This window comes from Nonomuraea sp. NPDC050783 (assembly GCF_040802095.1).
Taxonomy (GTDB): domain Bacteria; phylum Actinomycetota; class Actinomycetes; order Streptosporangiales; family Streptosporangiaceae; genus Nonomuraea.
Genome location: NZ_JBFAHK010000018.1, coordinates 198,258 through 214,226 on the forward strand (window position 1 = coordinate 198,258; position 15,969 = coordinate 214,226).

Below are 15,969 nucleotides of genomic sequence, written 5' to 3' on the forward strand. Positions count from 1 at the left end.
TCCTAGGAACGGGAACGGGCGGCGGCGAGCCGGGCCGCGTACTCCTTGGCCGCCAGCGTCAGGGCCAGGATCTCGGGCCCCAGCAGCAGGCCGGCACAGAGCAACCGGTACCAGAACGCGACGGCCAGGGGCCCCTCGGCCAGGCCCTCGGCCGTCCACCGCAGGACCTCGGCGAAGACCGGCAGCAGCAGCAGGCAGAACCAGGCGACCACGCCGGCGAAGCCCGCCAGCCACACCCAGCGGAACCAGCGCCCGACCCGCAGGTCGGCCTCGCTCGCCTCGGCCAGCTCGCCGGCCTCCTCCGCCGTCAGCCGGCCGAACGCCCGCCGCAACATCAGCGTCTTCACCCGCCACAGGTTGCGGCAGCCGAGGGCGTTGACCAGCACCGCGTAGAGGTCGGTGCGCAGGAAGACCAGGCTCTGCCAGAGCATCTGCATGATCTTGATGAACACCCAGGCGGCCAGCAGCGACGCGACCAGCGCCGGGGGCGACCAGAGGCCGACATCGATCAGCAGCCGGCCGGTGAGCAGCACGGCGAGCAGCACGGAGTCGACGGCGAGACCCGCCAGCAGCGGGCCGTACCGCTGCCGGCGCGGCAGCGTCCAGAGCTGGGTGAGGTCGGTCTCGAAGACCAGCATCCACAGGCGGCGATCGACGCCGAAGCGGGTCTGGATGCCGGCCGCCCGCGCGCCGAGCCAGTGCCCGCATTCGTGGCTGGCCGCCGCGAACCACACGAACGGCAGCCAGGCCAGCGCGCTCAGCCCGGTGTCGCCGAAGGCGAACGCGTCCTCCGCCGGATGCGGGACCAGGCCCGGTCTCAGGACGAGGACGGCCACCGCGTAGAGCAGGCAGGCGGCGTAGCAGGCCCAGGCCACGAGGCCGAAGAAGGGGCGGACCAGCTCCGGTCGGACGCTGGTCATCCAGCGGCGGGCCTGGATGGGCGCGGTGCGTACGGGCTCGGCGGCGTCGGCCGGATCATCCTGTGCCGCCTCGTCGTCGGCCAGGAAGCCCAGCTCGCCGAGCGTGGCGACGAACGACGGGACGTTGACCGGCTCGCCGGCGAACTCGGCGGCCTCGGCCGCCGCCTCGTCCACGCTCGCGCCGCGCTGGAGCGCGGCGATCACCACGCCGCCGACCGCCGGGATCGTCACGAAGGTCCCGGTCGCCGGGTCGCCCACCAGCACCTCGTCCTCGCCCTCGGGGACGACGCTGAGCGGCCGGAGCCGCACGGTGGCCGCACCGGTGGCGCCGGTGGCGAGCGCCTGCTCCGGGACGCTCACCGCCCGCCGTCCTCGCGCGGCGGCGCCAGCCGGCAGACCCGGCAGCCGGGGTCGCGGGGGAGGGGCTGCCACTCGGGCACCAGCCCCTGGCGCAGGTCGAGCGTGACGCGGTACCCGGCCGCACGCGGCGGCTCGTACCCGGTGAGGTAGCGCTGTGCCTCGAAGGCGAGCAGCGAGCCCACCTGCATGGCCATCGGGCCGGTGAGCGGGTTGCTCAGCTTCATGTTCTCCACGATCCGGTACGCGACGCCCTCCGAGGTGTCCTCGGCGGGCCGGTCGGCGTAGTCGCAGGCCAGGCAGGCCGTGCGGCCCGGGTCCACGGAGAGGTACATGAGCTGGCTGCGGTTGGCGCCGCCCAGCACGTACGGGATGCCGGCCCGGACGGCGGCCTCGTTCGCCCAGAGGTTGGCGTGCGGGTGGCCGTCGAGGCCGCCGGCGATGAGATCGACCCCCTCGACCAGGTCCGCGAGGTCCTCCGGGGCGGACACCCAGCGCTCGACCGGGCGTACCTTGATGCTCGGGTCGTAGTCGCCCACCCAGGCGGCGGCGCGCTCGGCCTTCGACAGGCCGAGGTCGGCGTGGTGGTAGAGGAACTGCCGGGCGAAGTTGCGGGGCTCGACGCGGTCCTGGTCCACCAGGGTCATCTCGCCGACACCGAGGCCGGCCAGGCACTGGACCAGGGAGGATCCGCCGCCGCCGACGCCGAGCACCAGCACGTGGGCCTCGCGCATCGAGCGCTGGAACGCGGCCCGCCGGCGCTCCAGCGAGGCGTGCGTGCCGTAGAAGCTGAGGTTGGAGAAGTGCCGCTCGTCCTCGTCCGGATCGCCGAGGCTGCGGCCGTCGGCGTCCTCGACCAGGCCCAGGGAGTCCAGTCCGGCCAGGCCGTCGCCGACCTCCTCCGCGGAGAGGCGGAACCCGCGCGCGGTGAGCGCCGCGCTCAGCTCGGCCGCCGTGCCCGGAGCCCGGCGCAGCTCGCTCAGGAGCGCGGCCACCTGCCCCTCGGGATCGCTCAAGGTGATCGCCTCGCGAGCGTCGAAGACCACGAGGAGATCCTCGCCGGTCGTCTCCCACTCGCATTCCTTCAACGCCACACGCATCGTGCCTCCAGCGCCGGTACCCGTTGGGTTCCCGCGGGGAGGGAGGACCGGCGCGCCGTGCGGGGCGTCATGCCTCCCTCCCCGCGGGAGAGATCGTCAGGCGGTGTCAGCGCCTCACGTGGCGGGGTTCTGGGTGGCCTTGACGGATTCGACCTTCTTGACCTTGATCTCCATAATGGTCCTCCTCGTGAGGTTCGAGCGGCCTGAGTGCCACTGGTGAATAGAGTGATCCCGCGTACTGAAATGTCGCTGATTTTCCGCTGATGTGGCCGTTAAGCTGCCTACCGATGATCATTCTGGGGCGTGTGCCCTTGAGGCGTCCGGTGGCTGGAGGCAAGGACGGGTGACGGAGGACGGCGTCGAGTTCCGCCTGTTGGGACCGGTGGGAGCATGGGACGCCGGGCGGCTCCTCGGCCCGTCCACCCCGCAGCAGCGGACCGTGCTGGCGATGCTGCTGCTCGACGCGGGACGCCCGGTGCCCGTCGCACGCCTGGAGACCGCGCTATGGGGCCCCGAGCCGCCCGAGCTGTCCCGCAACGCCGTGCAGGGGCACATCTCCCGGCTGCGCCGGCTGCTGGCCCCGTTCCCCGAGGCGACGCTGGCGACCTCGGCGCACGGCTACTGCCTGACCGTGCCGCGCACCCGCATCGACCTGCACCGCTTCCGCGGCCTGGCCCGCGAGGCCGGCGCCGAGCCGGACCCCGGGCGCGCGCTCGGCCTGCTGCGGGCGGCGCTCGCGCTGTGGCAGGGCCCGCCCCTGGCCGGCGTCGCGGGCCGGTGGCTGCCCGACGTCGTGGTGCCGGTGCTCGACGAGGAGCGGCTGGCGGCGCTGGAGCGGCGAGCCGCGCTCGACCTGCGGCAGGGCCGCCACAAGGAGGTGGCGGCCGAGCTGGCGACCCTGCTCGGCGAGCACCCGCTGCGCGAGCGGCTGGTGTCGCTGCTCATGACGGCACTGCTGCGCGACGGCCGGAGGACCGAGGCGCTGGCCGTCTTCCGCAGCGCCCGCCGCCGCTTCGCCGAGGACCTGGGCATCGAGCCAGGGGACGAGCTGCAACGCCTGCACCAGGCGATCCTCGCAGGCCGCGAGGACACGCCGGTGACCCCCGGCACGCCGGTGACGCCCGGCACGTCCCCGGCCCTTCGTCCGGTGGCGGTCGAGCCGTACGCCCTCACCGTCCCCCGGCACCTCCCTCCCGACACCGAGCTGTTCACCGCCCGCGAGGACGAGCTGGCCGCCCTGGACCGGCTGATGCCACCCGCCGGCTCCCCGGACCAGATGCCGGCCCCCTGCGTGATCACCGGCACCGGCGGCGTCGGCAAGACCACCCTGGCCGTCCACTGGGCGCACCGCGTGCGCGACCGCTTCCCCGACGGCCAGCTCTACGTCAACCTCCACGGCTTCGGCCCCACCCACCACGCGCGCCCGCCCGCCGAGGCGGTGCGGCTGTTCCTGGAGGCCCTGCAGGTGCCGCCCCAGCTCATCCCCGCCACGCTGGAGGCGCAGGTCGGGCTCTACCGCAGCCTGCTGGCCGAGCGCCGCATGTTGATCGTGCTCGACAACGCCCTCGACTGCGACCAGGTCCGCCCGCTGCTGCCCAGCGCGCCCGGCTGCCTCGCGCTGATCACCAGCCGCGCCGAGCTGACCGGCCTGGTCGCCGCCGAGGGCGCCCGTACGCTGCGGCTGGGGTTGTTCTCGCCCGAGCACTCGCGCGAGCTGCTGACCCGCCGGCTCGGCGCGGACAAGGTGGGCGCCGAGCCGCGGGCGGTGGACGACATCGTCACCCGGTGTGCCGGGCTGCCACTGGCCCTGTCCATCGTGGCCGCCCGGGCCCACGCGCGGCCGTCGTTCCCGCTCGGCAGCCTCATCTCGGGGCTCGACGCCGCCTGTGACAGCGCTGACAGCACTGACGGCGTTGACGGCGAGGCCGTCGAGGCCGGCGAGGCCGACGGCCTCGACGTCTTCGACGGCGGGGACGCGGCGACGAACATCCGCACCGTCCTGTCCTGGTCCTACCACGCGCTCTCCCCGGACGCCGCCCGCCTGTTCCGCCTGTGCGGCCTGCTCCCCGCCCCTGACCTTTCCACCGCCGCGGCCGCCAGCCTCGCCGGCATCCCCGTACGCCAGGCCCGCCGCCTGCTCGCCGAGCTGACCCGCGCCAACCTGGCCACCGAACGCGCCCCGGGCCGCTACGGCCGGCACGACCTGCTCCGCGCGTACGCCGAGGAGCTGACCCGCCTGCGCGACCCGGCGGACGAGCGCCGCGAGGCCCTGCACCGGCTGCTCGACCACTACCTGCACAGCGCCCACCTCGGCGACCGGCTCCTGGACCTGTACCACCGCGTCCCGCTGGCCCTGGCGCCGCCGCGCCCCGGCGTGGTCCTGGCCCGCTTCGCCGACCGCGCGCAGAGCCAGGCATGGTTCGGCCGCGAGCACCGCACCCTGCTGGCGGCGATCCGGCACGCCGCCCGTACCGGCTTCGACGTGCACGCCTGGCAGCTGGCGGGCGCCTGCTGGGGCTTCCTTTCCCAGGAGGGCCGCTCCGACGACCAGGCGGCGATGTTCCGCACCGCGCTGGAGGCGGCCGACCGGCTGGACGACCGTGCCGCCGCCGCCCACGCCCGCGTCGGCCTCGCCCAGGCTCTCATCCGGCTCGGCCAGGACGACGCGAGCGAGCACCACCTGCGGCAGGCGTTCGACCTGTTCGGCGCGCTCGGCGACCCGGCCGGGCAGGCCCTGTGCCTCATCTACCTGAGCGTGCTGGACGACCGCCGCGGCCGGTACGCGGACGGGCTGGCCCTGAGCGAGCAGGCGCTGCGGCTCTACCGCTCGGCCGGCGACCGGGCGGGTGAAGGGCGGGTCCTGAACAACATCGGCTGGTTCCACGCCCAGCTCGGCGCGTACGAGGAGGCGTTACGCCGCTGCGAGGAGGCCCTGACCATCCACCGCGAGCTGGACGACCTGCCCGGCGAGTCGGCCACCCTCGACAGCATGGGCCACATCCACCACCTGCTCGGCCGCCACGACGAGGCCATCGCCTACTACCGCCGCTCGCTGGCCTGGCGGCGCGGCGGCAAACGCGCGCTCGGTGCCCGCACCCTGCGCCGGCTCGGCGAGGCCCAGCTGGCCGCCGGACGGCTGAGCGAAGGCAGGGACACCCTCGAACGCGCCCTCGCCCTCATAGCCGAGCTGGCCCCCGGCGACGCCGACGCCCTCCGCGCCCGCCTGAACGCCCTCGACGGGCGGCAAGGCTGATCCCGCCTCAGCCTTGCCCGCTGCTCGCTCCGTGGCGCGCCATGAAGACGTCCACCTCGTCCTCCCTCTCGAACGCGAACCCGTGCCGCTCGTACAGCCGCCGGGCCGCGCTGCCCCGCAACACGTTCAGCCGGACCACCGCCACGCCCTCGCGGTCGCACCGCTCCAGCAACGAGCCCAGCACGGCGGACCCGACGCCCTGGCCGTGCAGCTCCGGCGCCAGGTAGAAGTGCTCCAGCCAGCGGGCGCCGTCCCGCGCGGGACGCAGCGCCACGCAGCCGGCCGGGGTCCCGTCCACCTCGATCACCCAGGTGTGCTCCGGCGCGAACGCGTCCCGCAGCCGCTGCCGTACCCGGTGCTCGTCGTAGCGGCCGAGCCGTTCCAGATCGGGCCGCATCACCACGGCCCGCAGCTCGGCCAGAGCTTCGAGATCCGCCCAGGAAGCCGCCCGAACCCCCCAATTCATCACAATCATCACATTATCGCCCACTGATCACGCACGCCCCCGCCCGGCCGCTCTTCGGCTCACCGCCTTCCCCGACGCGGCACATCGCGGGAACCTGTAAGGATGACGGGAATGCCCGGCCGGCGCGGGCGAGACGTGATCGTGATCGGCGCGTCCGCCGGCGGCGTCGGCACACTGCAGAAGCTGTTGAGCGGGCTGCCGCCGGGGCTGCCCGCGGCGGTGCTCGTCGTCCTGCACACCGCCACCACCGACGTCCCGCTGAGACTCCCCAACATCCTCGCCCGATCCGGACCGCTCCCGGTCGCCTACGCCGTCCCCGGCCAGCGCCTCACGCCCGGGATCGTCGTCCTCGCGCCCGCGGACCAGCACCTGGTGCTGACCCCGGGAGACATCCTGCGCCTGCACCGCGGCCCGCACGTCCACGGCAACCGGCCGGCGGCCGACCCGCTGTTCCACAGCGCCGCCCGCACGTGCGGCGGGCGGGTGGTGGCCGTGGTCCTGTCGGGGGTCCTGCGGGACGCCGCGGACGGCGCGGCGGCGGTGGCGGCCGCCGGTGGAGCCGTCCTGGTGCAGGACCCGGGCGAGGCGCCGTTCCCCTCCATGCCCCAGGCCACCCTCGCCCAGGTGCCGCAGGCGAGGCCCCTGTCCGTCGAGGACCTGGGGGCGGCCGTCGCCCGGTTGGCGGCGACCGCCCCGCCGCCCGCGACAGCGCCCGCCACCACCACCTGCGCGGACGGCCTCGACGTCGCGCTGTGGCTCGCCGTCAGCCGCCTCCACGCGTACGCGTCCACGCAGCGGCAACTGGCCGAGCGGGTGGCCGAGAACAGCCCGCTGCGGCGCAGCGCCGAGCTGAAGGCGTACGAGGCCGTCCACGCCGCCGAGCTGATCGCCACCCACGTCCTGCCCGCCTACGCCACCCCGGCCGCGCCGGCAGGCCCCGCCGGTCCGCCCGGCCCGGCCACCGACTCCCCGGCGGCCGGCGGGCGCTCGTGAGCGGTTCGGCGCCCTGCCCGGTTCCGCGCGCGGCAGGCGATACTGCATCGTGCGCTCCGAAGACCGGGCCGAACGTACGGCTCACACGTTGAGAGACCACATCCACACGGCGTTACGCGACGGCGGCCTCGACGCCGAGCCCGTCCTCCGGCTGGCCTGCCTGCTGGAGGAACAAGGCGTGAGCACCGCCACCACCCGGGAGCTGCTCGAACGCCCCACCGCCGAGCTGACCGCGGCCGACCTCACCCGCCTGGGGAGCGGCCTCCTGCGCGACACCGGCCCCGGGCCGGGCTTCGTCTTCGAACCGGGCCCGTGGACGCTGCTGGAGCAGGCACTAAAGATCGTGGAGCGCGACGTCCGGGCCGCGGGGATCACGGGAACGCTCCGGCTGACCACCGACGACCAGGACGGCAGCGGCCACGCCCGGGTGGAGTTCCAGGGCGGCTACCAGGGCAACGGCATCCCGCCCCACGCGGCGAGCCACCCTCAGGAGGCGCTCGCCTGCGTGGCCGACGCCACCCAGGAAGTGATCATGGAGCTGACCTGGAGCGTATGGCCCACCTGCCCCACGCACGACCGCGGCCTGCACGCCGAGCTGGAGCACGGCCGCGCCGTCTGGCGATGCACCCCCGGCGACCCCCACACCGTCGCCCCGATCGGCGAAATGCCGTGACTTCCCCGTGCCGGCACCCGGCGGACCCCTGACCGCGAAGGCTCGCGATCAGTACGTTGACCGTCATGGGAGCCGACGGGGTATTTCTGCGATTGATGGACGTGACGTCGGCATTGGAGACCACCCTCACCGCCCTGAAAGCCGCCGGAGCCGCCGGAGCCGATCCGGCGTACCGCGTGGGCGGCACGAGCGCCGCCCTGCTGCAGGGCGTCGATCTCCCCGTCGGCGACGTCGATCTCCTGGTGGCCCGCCGCGAGGACGTGGACGCCTTCGCCGCCGCCCTCGCGCCCTTCCCCTGCCTGTACGCGGCCACCTGGCTCCCCGAGAGCGCGCAGTACTTCACCAGGTACGAGGTGAACGGCGTCCCCCTGGAGATCAGCACGGTCGAGCGGGAAACCGACTCCGACGGCATGGAGTGCGTCGGCCCCGGCCCGTGGCGGCACTACGTCCTGGTCCCGTGCGGCCCCCACCAGGTCCCCGTGGTGCGCCTGGAGCTGCGGCTGGCCACCGAGCTCCTGCGCGACCGCCCCGACCGCTACGAACCCCTCCTCGACCACCTGGCGACGCACGGATTCGACCCGCACCTCCTGCGGACAGCCATGACCGCCCGCCACCTCCCCCCGGAACGCCAACGTTGGATCAACGCCCGCCTCACCCCTCCCACGGCCTCGACCGGGCGCCCGCCGCCGAGAAGCGGCGCGCGACACAACACGACCTGACCCACCTGACCTGATCCACCTGCCGCTGTCGTGGCATCTTGTGGCGTCCGGTCTACTCCACCCACCACCAGCCGTCGCCGAGGTCCCGTACGGGGCTGCCGACGTCCCCGGCAGCGGTCTGGACGATCGTCTCGGAGGTCGGCGGGGCCGGTAGGTAGGCGATCCCCCTGCCGCTCTCCGCACGCCAGGAGTCTTCGAACACCGGAAGGTAGAGCACCTCTCCCTGTCGGCGCACCTGGCCGTCCATCGACAGGTACGCCATCCACCAGGGCACCGTGAGCGGCCGGCCGCTCCGGTTCTCCGCGACAAGAGCGGCGACCTCCGCTCAATCCTCCAGATGAGCGCACCCAAGAGCACCGTGACCGCGAGCACGGCGAACGACCGGGCGTAGACCTTGAACGACAGATAGGTCATCACCGTGGTGAAGGACCACAGAGCGGCCCACGTCCAGGCCGTCGCGGTCACGAGCTTGCTGAACCACCAGATCGTCCGGAACATCGGCAACGACAGGTACGACGCGATGGCCAGCACCACCCATCCGAGCAGTGCCATGATCGCCGTCCACCTGGTCCAGCGGGGCACCTCCGTCGCGGAACGCATGGACGCAGTCTCGCGGTCGTAGCTGAGACGCGACCAGATCTCCCGACGCACCTCCACATGATCTGCACGGCTTCTCCACACCCTGAGCCACAACCGAAATCGCCGTCGACAGCGGGCGCCCCCGACGGAACCGCTTCCCCGGCCTGCCGCACGACGCGACGCTCCGCGCGTCGGCGTTCCTGGGACCTCAGGAGCTTTCCATGAAGCGCGCGCCCGGCCCGGGCGTACGGCAGACGTCTTCCGGGGCGAGGTGGCTGTGCCCCGCGGCGCACTCCAGGACGACTTTGACCGGCTCGTCGCAGGAACTCGCATCGTCGACGGGCCGGTGCCGGACGATGACCGACGGGCCCTGCGGGTCGGCGAGGTACGTGTCGCCCCATTCCAGGAGCGCCACCAGCGTGGGCCGCAACGCCCGGCCCTGCTCGGTGAGCTCGTAGGCGAAGCGCTGCCGATCCCCGGGCTCCTGATAGGGCACGCGGCGCATCACCCCCGCGGTCACCAAGGTCTCGAGCCGGGTCGCCAGGAGATTCCTGGCGATCCCGAGGCGGGAGTGGAACTCGCCGAACCGGCGCGCGCCGTCCAGCGCTTCACGAACGATCAGCAGCGACCAGCGCTCCCCGACCACCGAGAGGGCGCGCGCCACCGAGCAGTTCACCGGGTCGATTCGCCGCGTCTCCATGGGACGAGTGTATCCACCTGGGTTTACAAGTTGTACTTAGCCCTCGTAGACTCCGGCCTGAGTTGAAAAAGTAAACTCATAAGGAGATCGACCATGCCCATGCTCGACGTGTACATTCCCGAAGGCGCGCTCCAGCCGGACGCCGAGGCGGCCCTGCTGAACCGCATCACCGAGATCCTCATCCGCAACGAGGGATTCGACCCCGCCGACCCGGTGAGCCGTTCCGTCTCCTGGCTCTGGCTGCACCGACCGGCCGGCATCTACGTCGGCGGAGAGCCCGCGGACGCACCTCGCTACAAGGTCGTCCCGTCCGTCCCCGAGGGCCAGCTCGACGAGCAGAAGCGCGCGAGCGTCATCGCCGAGGTCACCGAGGCGATCCTCGACGCGGAGAACGGCGCCTGGCCGCGCGACGCCGGCCGGATCTGGGTGTTCCCCACCGAGATCCCCGAGGGCCACTGGGGCGGCCGGGGCCAGATCAGACCGCTCGCAACGATCCTCGCCCGGCTCACCGGCGACGACACCAAGCGGGCCCGCACGCTCGCCCGCGAACGGATCGCCGCCACCCGCGCCGAACACGCCCGCCTGCCCTGACGAGCGGGGATCGACGCGACACCTCCGCGTAGATGTGTTGCAGACCCATTCGGAAGGCACGTAGTTCCTCGACCCGGAGACCGGCGTCGACCTTGGCGGTAAAGCCTCCGACGCGCACGAGGACGGGAGAGGCGAGCCAGTTTCCGTCCCAGAAATCAGTGGCGCCGGGGTGCATGCGGCCTACTACTTGGATCGCCACATGATCGGCCTGCTTGCTCCTGCCAATGGCGATCTCCGTGGATTCCACGCGCTCATCCCGCACGAGCAGACGCGGCCTCGCGCGCCTCGCCCGCCTGCCTGGCCTGCTCGGCTTGCCCCAGGTCGATGACGGGCGGGATGATCAGGCTTCCACCTCGGCCATTTACGTTCCTGACTCGCCGTAGGGCGACCACCCGGAACCGGAGCATCCCCGCCGGGGCATTATCTGTGGCGACGCCACATCACCATGACAAACCAGATAATGGTGGGCAGGAGAAACAGCAAAACGGCGAAGCCGGCCCCGGCGGCGAGCTCGGCGTCGCTCCACGGCTGGATCGCGCGCTCATCGTTGTCCACCTTGCGAGGCTAGCCGCGAAGAGGATCGGTGGGAATGTCGTGCAGGCGTGGCCCGAGCACGGGGAGCGCCGCCCAGGACACACCAATTCCACAATGATCGCCATGCGGGCCGCGGGATGCGGGCCGCGGGATGCGGGCCGCGGGATGCGAGGCGCAGATGCACGTGCCGACCACCGCAGGCCGGTCGTCCGGCCACCGTCAGCAGTCGCAGGCGCCGGCTCTCGGGTTCGTAGCGTCGGGCTGTCAGCACGCTGCCGGGGCTGGGCAAGGTGTCGCCAGGGCCGTCGATGAGCACGAACCTCCCGGTCTGCTGGTCGCCATTGGGAGTGGCCGCGGGTCGGGTCGAGGGCGCCCACCAGGCAACACGCGACCGGGAAGAACGAGCGGAGCGAGCGTCCGGGTCGAAGGGGGCGGAGCCCCCTGGGAAGCAGGGCCTGGAGCAACTGGCGCGAAGCACCCTGAAGCGAAAGACCTCGCGATCGAGGCCCCTGCACATGCTGGGAGCGGGTGACGGAATCGAACCCGCGCTGTCAGCTTGAGAACTGCATCGATCACGGCCCGCTGAGGCGCTGAGCTGGGCCGCAAGCCGGTCATGGGTGACCGTGGTCGCTCCCTCGTCACCCTTCTCGAGGGCCTGCTCATGGCCCGACGACCAGCCTTCGGCCTGGCGTGACCTGAGCGCCGAGGCACGTAACAGGGCAATTTCACTTCTCCAAGACCCGGCCCTTGCCGCCCCTATAACGCCTGTGTTATGAGCTGAGGAGAGGTGGAGCTGGAGCCTGAGGTTGATGAGTGGGTTCGACACTCTTGACCAGGAAGACCAGGAAGACCAGGAAACAGCGGCGTTCTCCATCGACCTACTGGCCGAGCGTGGTGTCCTGCTCGATGAGCCCTACACTCGTCAACTCCGCGGCAAACTACGGGAGCTGCGGTTTCATCTCCACCGAGAGGCTGTGCGGATCACCTACTGGATCGCTCCGGGGAGACGGATCGTCATGCTGACGGTGTTCCGCAAGCAGCGGATGCGCGAGACCACTGAGATCGATCGTGCGTGGCGGGCCATACAGCGGTGTATCACTGAGGCGCACACCACTGATGAGGAGTGAGCGGAGTGAGCGGAGTGAGCGAGCGCAGGACTTGGGCCGACAGGAAGTCCGAAATAATGAGTCGTCCCGGTGCCGGAGCGGCCTACGAGGCGGCCAAGATCCGGTTTGAGCTGGGCGAGGCCGTGAGGCTGCGGCGTGAGCAACTTGGACTGACCCAGGCCGAACTGGCGGAGCGCACGGGGCTGCGGCAGCCGGCGGTTGCCCGGTTCGAGACCGGAGGGGCCATGCCGATCATCCCCATGTTGGAGCGTCTGGCAGAGGCTCTGGAGATGCGGCTCAGCGTCGAGTTCCAACCGCTGTGTGAGGCCGGCTGATTCCGCTCGAAAGCAGCGTCGCAGTCACATCCCGGCCGCCGGCACCGCATCGCTGGTTGCACGGAAGATCGAGAACAGTCCCACAAAACGATCAGAGCCAGGTAGTGAATCCATCCCTGACCTGGCTCCCCGTCAGCTGACCTAGGCACACGCTGGGCGAGCGACCGTACATCCCCGTGGCTCCCCGCTGGTCGCCACCAGAACGGGCACGCGGCGGGCACGGGTGTTGACGGGATCCCGTCACCTTCGGCCAGGCTGGAGCTCCGCTCGGCAGGCGTCACGGACAGTCCTCATCGTGGGGACAACCGGTCGGCCAACCGTCTCCGTCATGCCACCGGGACCAGCGTCAGATAGACAAGCCCAAGGATCCCGCGATAGCCGGTCAGGTACGAGGCGCGCTGCCGGTCGGCGTCGGCGCGCAACTCCGCGGCCTTGGGATGGCCGGCGTTGGCGGCCAGCCATACCTCGATGTCGGCAAGATAGCCCGCCTCGAACTGGTCCCACTCTTCCTGGGAGGCGACTTCCAGCCACTCCACCCGGAACCCGGCCTGCACCGCCACCTTGACCATGCCGTCCAGCGGAAGGTGGTCGTCGAGCTTGGCACCTGGCCACATCCTGGCCAGCTCCTCCGGCTGCGGCCGGCGTTCCCAGAACCCTTCGCCGTACAGCACGCGGCCGCCGGGGTTGACCAGCCTGCGCAGCTCCTTCAGAGCCTCACCGTACTGGCCGGGGGCCGGGGCGTCGCTGAGCGCCTGCCCGGAGCCCACGCACAGCACCACGTCGGCGGGACCGCGCTGGGTGCCGGTGGCTGACTCCTTCAGGTACTCCATCCGGTCCGCCAGACCGCGACCGGCCGCGAGGGCCCGGCCACGTTCCAGATCCCGATCGAGCAGGTCGATACCGATGCCCGTAGCACCAGGCGCGGCGGCGAGCAGCCGGAGACTCAACTCGCCCCATCCGCAGCCGATGTCCAGCACGCTCTCCGGTTCCGTCGCGACCAGGCGCGCGAGGAATCCCGCGACCCGCTCCTCACTCAACGGCCCGTGAAAGGTCAGCCTGCTTACATGCGAGGGCATCTGGTCTGCGGTCGTCTCGTCTGTCGTCTGATCAGCCACGAACGGCAAGACTAAACATGGTGGATGCCCTCGTGCACCCGCATTAAGCCTCAATCGCACCGGCCTCGGCAGGGCGGTCCAAGAGCCAACGGCCGAATGAAAGCGCAGGTGCCGAATCCATCGGTTCCCTGGGCTTTCTCTGCGAGAGCGGGTGATGGAATCGAACCCGCATTGTCAGCTTGGGAACTCGTTCAAGATTACGGCCTTTGCACAGGGGAAACGCTGGCTGGGCACGGACCGGTCGAGTGACCGCGAGTCCCCGCGAGTCCCCGCTGATCGCCCTATGAACGGGCACGCAACGGGCACGCCGATGACATCGGTATCCAGGCCCTGTACGACGAGCGCTTGGCTGCTGTCGGTGTGCAGCCCACTGGCGGCGGCGTTTCTGAAGTGCGCGAGCTCGTCAGAACGCCGTAGGAGGATAAGAGGTAGGATAAGGAGTATGAGTGAGCCTACCGGCAAGTATTCGATCACCATGCCTCGCGATATCGCCGAGGCTGCCCGGTCCCGGAGCGGCCCTTCCGGCCTGTCCGCCTACGTTGCCGCCGCCGTCGCCCGCCAGATCGAGCGCGACAACCTCAACGAACTCATCCAGGTCGCCGAGGCCGAGCACGGCCCCATCTCGGACGACGAGGTTCAGGCACTGCGTGACCAACTCCACCAGGCCCGGCGGGGACAGGCCAATGGTGGGGCGGCTGCGTGACCCGTTCTCCCGCTGCTCCCGGCGGCACCCTTGTCCTCGACAGCGAGGGGCTGGCCAAGGCCGTCCTGCGTGACCGTACGGTCACCGCATGGCTTGCTCTTGCCCGTGCCGACGACCTTCGCGTCATCACCTCTGCCGCCACTCTCGTCGAGGTGGTGCACCCCCGCGTCAACAGGCCGGCCCTGGAGTGGACGCTTTCCCGCCTTGTCGTCGAGCCGGTCACCGAGCCAATCGCCCGCCACGCCGCCACGCTCTTGTCCGACGCCAACCTGCACGGGCACAAGTACGCCATCGATGCCATGGTCGGCGCCACCGCCCTCGCTGCCCCCGGGCCAGTCACGGTCCTCACTTCCGACCCCGACGATCTCGCCGTTCTCTGCGGCGTACGCGTCACTGTCATCAAGGTCTAAGTTGCCTGCCGGCTCCGACAGGGTGATCACTTGTCCTGAACGGCCCGGAGAGATCAACAGCCTCTGGACAACGTCGAAGCACGGGTGCCGAATCCATCGGTCGACCTGGGATTTCGTAGTGAGAGCGGGTGACGGGAATCGAACCCGCGCTGTCAGCTCGGGAACCGGCTACTGATCTTGTCACGCTGAGCTGGGAAACGATGGCGCAGGCCGGAGGGTATCTGCTGCTCGTGAATAGCCGTGAGTGACCGCGGCTTCCTGCGAGCCTGAAGGTGATGATTACGGTCGTACGCCGACCCTTGGGGGTGGTGCTGCTGCCGCCAGCGGAACTGCTTGCGTAGACTCGTGGGCATGAGCGCTGAACATGCGCATGAGGAGCTTCACCATCTGGTGGACCGGCTGTCGCCCGACCAGGCACGTCGGCTGCTGCGCTTGGTCAAGACGGATCCGGAATTGGCTGAGGCGGCCGACGAGGAGCCGTCTGAGCCGGTTCGGCATCGTCGGCTGTCGATCGCCGGGATCGGCGCATCAGGCGAAGGAGATCTGTCAGAACGGGTCGAAGATCTACTGGCGGAGCGGTTCAATCGGTCGGTGTGACCGCCACACTTCTGGACACCGGCCCGTTGATCGCTGTCGTCGATCGAGATGACAGGCACCATATCTCATGTGTACGGCTTCTTGAGTGTCTGAAGGGGCCGCTGCTCCTTCCACCGACAATCTTGATTGAAGCCGGCTGGACGATCAACAGGCACATGGGGCCTGCCGTACACGCCCAGTTTCTTGATCTCGTGATCGAAGAGTTCGAGCTGGTTGAGCTGCTTCCTGTGGATGTGCGGCGGATGGCCGAACTCGTCCGGCTCTACAAGGATGCTCGACTCGACCCTGCTGACGTGTCCGTGGTCGCCATTGCCGAGCGTCTGGGGATCACACAGATCGCGACGATAGACCGACGGGACTTCACGCTCATTCGCCCTCGGCATGTGTCAGCGTTCAGGTTGCTGCCCGAGATACTTACCTGAGAGATGATGGAGCGGGTGACGGGAATCGAACCCGCGCTGTCAGCTTGGGAAGTCTTTCAAGATCACACTGCCTGAGCTGGGCAAACGCTGGCCTGGGCTTATGGCGGTCGAGTCACCGTGAGTCCCCGCAGCTTTCTGCTGATCGCCAACCGAACGGGCACGCAACGGGCACGACTCAACCATGCGCAGCCAGCGCGGCCTCGCGCAGCTACGAGTCGGCTGTCACGGGTTGCATGATCTCGACCACGCGTGCCGTTCCGGCAGGAGGTCGCATCTCGTGCATCGTGATCAGGTCACCTGGTTTGCGCTTCCCCTCGTAGCGTGGAGACCGAACCGGGAGAGGTTTGGTCGTGGCAGCAGTCACGCGGCGGCGCTTTGATCCGGAGTTTCGGACCG

General features: G+C 70.7%; 19 protein-coding genes. 12 read left to right on the forward strand and 7 right to left on the reverse strand.

Annotation, left to right across the window (positions count from 1 at the left end; all coding sequences use genetic code 11):
- Positions 1 to 2: 2 nt before the first annotated feature.
- Both AB0H75_RS37065 and AB0H75_RS37070 read right to left on the reverse strand, forming a co-directional pair.
- On the reverse strand, positions 3 to 1,280 hold the full coding sequence (locus AB0H75_RS37065; protein WP_367804324.1) for a hypothetical protein: 1,278 nt from the start codon (positions 1,278 to 1,280) through the stop codon (positions 3 to 5).
- Positions 1,277 to 2,377, reverse strand: coding sequence for a ThiF family adenylyltransferase (locus AB0H75_RS37070; protein WP_367804325.1), 1,101 nt, complete (start codon positions 2,375 to 2,377; stop codon positions 1,277 to 1,279). The genes AB0H75_RS37065 and AB0H75_RS37070 overlap by 4 nt, the downstream gene beginning before the upstream one ends.
- A 343-nt stretch (positions 2,378 to 2,720) precedes the next feature.
- Between AB0H75_RS37070 and AB0H75_RS37075 the strand changes: the two genes are divergently transcribed.
- Positions 2,721 to 5,630, forward strand: a complete 2,910-nt coding sequence (locus AB0H75_RS37075; RefSeq protein WP_367804326.1) for a BTAD domain-containing putative transcriptional regulator — start codon at positions 2,721 to 2,723, stop codon at positions 5,628 to 5,630.
- A gap of 7 nt (positions 5,631 to 5,637) precedes the next feature.
- Here the strand turns inward: AB0H75_RS37075 and AB0H75_RS37080 are convergent, their stop codons facing one another.
- Complete coding sequence (locus AB0H75_RS37080) at positions 5,638 to 6,096, reverse strand: N-acetyltransferase family protein (protein WP_367804327.1); 459 nt, start codon at positions 6,094 to 6,096, stop codon at positions 5,638 to 5,640.
- Positions 6,097 to 6,198: 102 nt separating this feature from the next.
- Between AB0H75_RS37080 and AB0H75_RS37085 the strand changes: the two genes are divergently transcribed.
- The 3 genes from AB0H75_RS37085 (at position 6,199) to AB0H75_RS37095 (ending at position 8,481) form a co-directional block, all read left to right on the forward strand.
- A complete protein-coding gene (locus tag AB0H75_RS37085) occupies positions 6,199 to 7,089 on the forward strand; it encodes a chemotaxis protein CheB (protein ID WP_367804328.1) in 891 nt (296 codons plus the stop codon).
- 88 nt (positions 7,090 to 7,177) lie between these two features.
- The gene (locus AB0H75_RS37090; RefSeq protein ID WP_367804329.1) at positions 7,178 to 7,762 is read left to right on the forward strand and encodes a hypothetical protein; all 585 of its coding nucleotides are present in this window, start codon (positions 7,178 to 7,180) and stop codon (positions 7,760 to 7,762) included.
- Positions 7,763 to 7,863: 101 nt separating this feature from the next.
- Complete coding sequence (locus AB0H75_RS37095; RefSeq protein ID WP_367804330.1) at positions 7,864 to 8,481, forward strand: hypothetical protein; 618 nt, start codon at positions 7,864 to 7,866, stop codon at positions 8,479 to 8,481.
- A gap of 52 nt (positions 8,482 to 8,533) precedes the next feature.
- Here AB0H75_RS37095 and AB0H75_RS37100 read toward each other — a convergent pair whose 3' ends face one another.
- Entirely contained in the window at positions 8,534 to 8,743 is a 210-nt protein-coding gene (locus AB0H75_RS37100) for a hypothetical protein (protein WP_367804331.1), read from the reverse strand.
- A gap of 159 nt (positions 8,744 to 8,902) precedes the next feature.
- Here AB0H75_RS37100 and AB0H75_RS37105 point away from each other — a divergent pair, with 159 nt between their 5' ends.
- Positions 8,903 to 9,103, forward strand: coding sequence for a hypothetical protein (locus AB0H75_RS37105; protein ID WP_367804332.1), 201 nt, complete (start codon positions 8,903 to 8,905; stop codon positions 9,101 to 9,103).
- A gap of 165 nt (positions 9,104 to 9,268) precedes the next feature.
- Here the strand turns inward: AB0H75_RS37105 and AB0H75_RS37110 are convergent, their stop codons facing one another.
- A complete protein-coding gene (locus tag AB0H75_RS37110; RefSeq protein ID WP_367804333.1) occupies positions 9,269 to 9,760 on the reverse strand; it encodes a winged helix-turn-helix transcriptional regulator in 492 nt (163 codons plus the stop codon).
- Between the two features lie 93 nt (positions 9,761 to 9,853).
- Here AB0H75_RS37110 and AB0H75_RS37115 point away from each other — a divergent pair, with 93 nt between their 5' ends.
- Positions 9,854 to 10,351, forward strand: a complete 498-nt coding sequence (locus AB0H75_RS37115) for a hypothetical protein (RefSeq protein WP_367804334.1) — start codon at positions 9,854 to 9,856, stop codon at positions 10,349 to 10,351.
- Between the two features lie 420 nt (positions 10,352 to 10,771).
- Here the strand turns inward: AB0H75_RS37115 and AB0H75_RS37120 are convergent, their stop codons facing one another.
- A complete protein-coding gene (locus AB0H75_RS37120) occupies positions 10,772 to 10,906 on the reverse strand; it encodes a hypothetical protein (RefSeq protein ID WP_367804335.1) in 135 nt (44 codons plus the stop codon).
- A 788-nt stretch (positions 10,907 to 11,694) separates the two neighbouring features.
- Between AB0H75_RS37120 and AB0H75_RS37125 the strand changes: the two genes are divergently transcribed.
- Both AB0H75_RS37125 and AB0H75_RS37130 read left to right on the forward strand, forming a co-directional pair.
- Positions 11,695 to 12,012, forward strand: coding sequence for a type II toxin-antitoxin system RelE/ParE family toxin (locus AB0H75_RS37125; protein WP_367804336.1), 318 nt, complete (start codon positions 11,695 to 11,697; stop codon positions 12,010 to 12,012).
- 14 nt (positions 12,013 to 12,026) lie between these two features.
- Positions 12,027 to 12,326 carry a helix-turn-helix domain-containing protein gene (locus AB0H75_RS37130; protein ID WP_367804337.1) on the forward strand — a complete coding sequence of 100 codons (300 nt, stop codon included), beginning with the start codon at positions 12,027 to 12,029 and terminating at the stop codon, positions 12,324 to 12,326.
- Between the two features lie 326 nt (positions 12,327 to 12,652).
- Here AB0H75_RS37130 and AB0H75_RS37135 read toward each other — a convergent pair whose 3' ends face one another.
- The gene (locus AB0H75_RS37135; protein ID WP_367804338.1) at positions 12,653 to 13,441 is read right to left on the reverse strand and encodes a cyclopropane-fatty-acyl-phospholipid synthase family protein; all 789 of its coding nucleotides are present in this window, start codon (positions 13,439 to 13,441) and stop codon (positions 12,653 to 12,655) included.
- A 442-nt stretch (positions 13,442 to 13,883) separates the two neighbouring features.
- On the opposite strand from AB0H75_RS37135, the gene AB0H75_RS37140 reads away from it, so the two are divergent.
- The 4 genes from AB0H75_RS37140 (at position 13,884) to AB0H75_RS37155 (ending at position 15,573) form a co-directional block, all read left to right on the forward strand.
- Positions 13,884 to 14,144 carry a CopG family transcriptional regulator gene (locus AB0H75_RS37140; RefSeq protein ID WP_367804339.1) on the forward strand — a complete coding sequence of 87 codons (261 nt, stop codon included), beginning with the start codon at positions 13,884 to 13,886 and terminating at the stop codon, positions 14,142 to 14,144.
- Entirely contained in the window at positions 14,141 to 14,554 is a 414-nt protein-coding gene (locus AB0H75_RS37145; RefSeq protein ID WP_367804340.1) for a type II toxin-antitoxin system VapC family toxin, read from the forward strand. Before AB0H75_RS37140 ends, AB0H75_RS37145 begins: the two co-directional genes overlap by 4 nt.
- A gap of 351 nt (positions 14,555 to 14,905) precedes the next feature.
- A complete protein-coding gene (locus tag AB0H75_RS37150) occupies positions 14,906 to 15,151 on the forward strand; it encodes a hypothetical protein (RefSeq protein WP_157548638.1) in 246 nt (81 codons plus the stop codon).
- On the forward strand, positions 15,148 to 15,573 hold the full coding sequence (locus AB0H75_RS37155; protein ID WP_367804341.1) for a type II toxin-antitoxin system VapC family toxin: 426 nt from the start codon (positions 15,148 to 15,150) through the stop codon (positions 15,571 to 15,573). Before AB0H75_RS37150 ends, AB0H75_RS37155 begins: the two co-directional genes overlap by 4 nt.
- The last annotated feature ends 396 nt before the right edge of the window (positions 15,574 to 15,969 follow it).

Coding starts and splice junctions, on each gene's coding strand:
- AB0H75_RS37070 (WP_367804325.1), bottom strand. CDS start 2,377: ATGCGTGTGGCGTTGAAGGAATGCGAGTGGGAGACGACCGGCGAGGAT.
- AB0H75_RS37080 (WP_367804327.1), bottom strand. CDS start 6,096: ATGAATTGGGGGGTTCGGGCGGCTTCCTGGGCGGATCTCGAAGCTCTG.
- AB0H75_RS37085 (WP_367804328.1), top strand. CDS start 6,199: ATGACGGGAATGCCCGGCCGGCGCGGGCGAGACGTGATCGTGATCGGC.
- AB0H75_RS37100 (WP_367804331.1), bottom strand. CDS start 8,743: ATGGCGTACCTGTCGATGGACGGCCAGGTGCGCCGACAGGGAGAGGTG.
- AB0H75_RS37110 (WP_367804333.1), bottom strand. CDS start 9,760: ATGGAGACGCGGCGAATCGACCCGGTGAACTGCTCGGTGGCGCGCGCC.
- AB0H75_RS37115 (WP_367804334.1), top strand. CDS start 9,854: ATGCCCATGCTCGACGTGTACATTCCCGAAGGCGCGCTCCAGCCGGAC.
- AB0H75_RS37125 (WP_367804336.1), top strand. CDS start 11,695: ATGAGTGGGTTCGACACTCTTGACCAGGAAGACCAGGAAGACCAGGAA.
- AB0H75_RS37140 (WP_367804339.1), top strand. CDS start 13,884: ATGAGTGAGCCTACCGGCAAGTATTCGATCACCATGCCTCGCGATATC.
- AB0H75_RS37150 (WP_157548638.1), top strand. CDS start 14,906: ATGAGCGCTGAACATGCGCATGAGGAGCTTCACCATCTGGTGGACCGG.